Source organism: Caenispirillum salinarum AK4 (genome assembly GCF_000315795.1).
In the GTDB taxonomy this organism is placed as follows: domain Bacteria; phylum Pseudomonadota; class Alphaproteobacteria; order Rhodospirillales; family Rhodospirillaceae; genus Caenispirillum; species Caenispirillum salinarum.
Genome location: NZ_ANHY01000055.1, coordinates 1 through 2,379, shown reverse-complemented (window position 1 = coordinate 2,379; position 2,379 = coordinate 1). Strand labels below are relative to the sequence as shown.

Sequence of the window (2,379 nt, the reverse complement as noted above, 5' to 3'; positions counted from 1 at the left end):
CGGTAAGCGTCCGGCCGTCACCCAGGATCGGTCAGGGTGATGCAGGAGCCCAGGCTCCCGGCAGCAGGTCGTCGAGGCGATCCGCATCGTGCGTCGGCAGCCGCGCCAGGACATCGCGAAGCCAAGCCAGCGGGTCGATGCCGTTCAGGCGGCAGGTCTCCACGACACTGTAGATGATGGCCGCCCGCTCGCCTCCCTTGTCGGAGCCGGCGAACAACCAGTTGCGGCGCCCGAGAACCGGCGTGCGCATGGCGCGTTCGGCGGCGTTGTTGTCGATGGACAGGCGGCCGTCCTCGACGTAGCGGGTCAGGCCGTCCCAGCGCTTGCGGGCATAGGCCATCGCCTTCGCCAGCTCGCCGCGGGGCGGCAGGCGGCCGATCTGCTCGTCGAGCCAAGCCTTGAAGTCGGCCAGCAGCGGTGCCGCCCTGGCCTGCCTGACCGAGCGCCGCTCGTCGGGCGGCTTGCCGGAGATGTCCTGCTCGACGGTATACAGCTCGGCGATCCGCCGCAGGGCTTCGGCGGCCAGCGGCGCCTTCGTCGCCTCGTGAACATCGAAGAACTTACGCCGGGCGTGGGCCCAGCACGAGACTTCCTGGATGCGGCCATCGGCGTAGAGCGCATCGTAGCCGCTGAAGCCGTCGGCGTGCAGGTGGCCCTGGAAGTCGCGCAGGTGCTGGCGCGGCTCCTTGCCCTGGCGGGTCGGCGAGTAGAAGTAGACCGCCGCCGGCGGCCGGTCATCGCCCCACGGGCGCCCGTCGCGCAGGTAGACCCACAGGCGGCCCGTCTTGGTCTTGCCGCTGCCGGGGTAGAGCACCGGCACCACGGTATCGTCGGTGTGCAGCACCGGCGAGGCGAACACGCTGGCCTTCAGCCGCTCCACCAGCGGCGTCAGCAGGAGCGCTGCCCGCGCCACCCAGTCCGCCAGGGTCGAACGCTCGATCTCGAGGCCCTCGGCGGCGTACATCTCTGCCTGGCGGTAGAGCGGCATGTGGCGGCAATACTTTGCCGCCAGGATCTGGGCCAGGAAACCGGCGCTCGCCCGGCCGCGCGCAATGGGAAGCACCGGGGCCGGCGCCTGGAGCACGGTGTCGCAGGAACGGCAGGCGTACTTGGGCCGCCGGTGGCGGATAACCTGGAAGCGCGCCGGGACGTAGTCCAGTTCCTCGGTCACGTCCTCACCGATGCAGCGGACGGGACCGGCGCAACAGGGGCAGCGGTCGTCCGGCGCGATGTCGTGCAGCGTCTCCGTGCGCGGCAGGCTCGCCGGCAAGGGCCGCCGGGCCGGCTTCTCTCCGGCCGGCGCCGGGGCGGCGGCTTCGCGTTCGGCCTCGGCCTGCGCCTTGTCCTCTTCCAGGGCCTCGACCCAGAGATCCATCTGGTCGGGGTCGGTCTTCTCCGACCGGCGGCCGAACTGGGTCCGCCGCAGCTTCTCGATCTGGGCCTTCAGCCGCTCGATCTCGCCGTCTTTCTCCTCCAGAACGGCCGACATGTCCTGCACCACCTTGTGCAGGAGGGGGACGTCGGTCGGCAGGGTCCGGAGGTCGAAGCGCATGGTCGGATGATACCATGACGGCTCTCGGCAAGCAGCGGAAACGTGAGGTTATCCAGCGACTTCCGGCGCTTTGACCGGGCCTTTCACCCGCCGCCAGTCGATCCCGTCGAGCAGCATGGAGAGCTGCGCCGCGCTCAAGACGACGACCCCGTCGGCGGGCGGCGGCCATGGGAAGCGCCCCTGCTCCAGGCGCTTGGCGAACAGGCACAGGCCGCTGCCGTCCCAGTAGAGCGCCTTGAGCCGGTCGCCGCGTTTCCCACGGAACAGGAAGATGTGGCCGCTGAAGGGATCGCGCCGCAACTCCTCCTGGACGAGAACGGAGAGGCCGTCGAAGCCCTTGCGCATGTCCACCGGTCGTGCGGCCAGATGGATGCGCACCCCGGGCGGCAGGCCGATCACAGATCCCGCACCGCCGCCAGGACAGCCCGCAGGTGAGCCGCCTTCACGCCCTCCGGCACCCGCACGACGAAGCCGCGCGGCGTGACGATCTCCATCCCCGGCGATGCCGTCTGGGCCTCCACCGGAGGCGGCTCGGAAATCCGCACCGGAACGAAAGCCGCGGACGCAGAGGTCTCCTGATCCGTCTTGCTCTCCCCGGCGAGCCGATTGGCCCACCGGATGAACGTCGCCGCCGACACGCCCTCACGGCGGCAGAACTCCCGGCGCGACAACCCGCTCGACCGCCACGCCTCTACTTTCTCCGCCCAGAACCGCCGGCTCTCCTCGTGCGTCATCCCGCGCATGATCCGTCTCCGTTTCCTGAAACACGGACCATCTCAGGCACGGCCGTAACTACGTTTGAAGGTGGGGAGGCCGGACGCTTACGA

3 protein-coding genes are annotated in these 2,379 nt (G+C 70.0%); all 3 read right to left on the bottom strand.

The features are described from left to right. Positions 1-31: 31 nt before the first annotated feature. From tnpC to tnpA, 3 genes are read right to left on the bottom strand one after another with little or no spacing between them, the layout of a single operon-like run. Complete coding sequence (tnpC, locus tag C882_RS22665; protein ID WP_009543024.1) at positions 32-1,552, bottom strand: IS66 family transposase; 1,521 nt, start codon at positions 1,550-1,552, stop codon at positions 32-34. Positions 1,553-1,600: 48 nt separating this feature from the next. Beyond that, the gene (tnpB, locus tag C882_RS22660) at positions 1,601-1,951 is read right to left on the bottom strand and encodes an IS66 family insertion sequence element accessory protein TnpB (protein ID WP_009543023.1); all 351 of its coding nucleotides are present in this window, start codon (positions 1,949-1,951) and stop codon (positions 1,601-1,603) included. Beyond that, positions 1,948-2,295, bottom strand: coding sequence for an IS66 family insertion sequence element accessory protein TnpA (gene tnpA, locus C882_RS22655; protein ID WP_052000272.1), 348 nt, complete (start codon positions 2,293-2,295; stop codon positions 1,948-1,950). Before tnpA ends, tnpB begins: the two co-directional genes overlap by 4 nt. Positions 2,296-2,379: the final 84 nt, after the last annotated feature.

What these genes read in the sequence shown, in the direction of transcription:
- tnpC (WP_009543024.1), bottom strand. Translation starts at nt 1,552, where the DNA reads ATGCGCTTCGACCTCCGGACCCTGCCGACCGACGTCCCCCTCCTGCAC.
- tnpA (WP_052000272.1), bottom strand. Translation starts at nt 2,295, where the DNA reads ATGCGCGGGATGACGCACGAGGAGAGCCGGCGGTTCTGGGCGGAGAAA.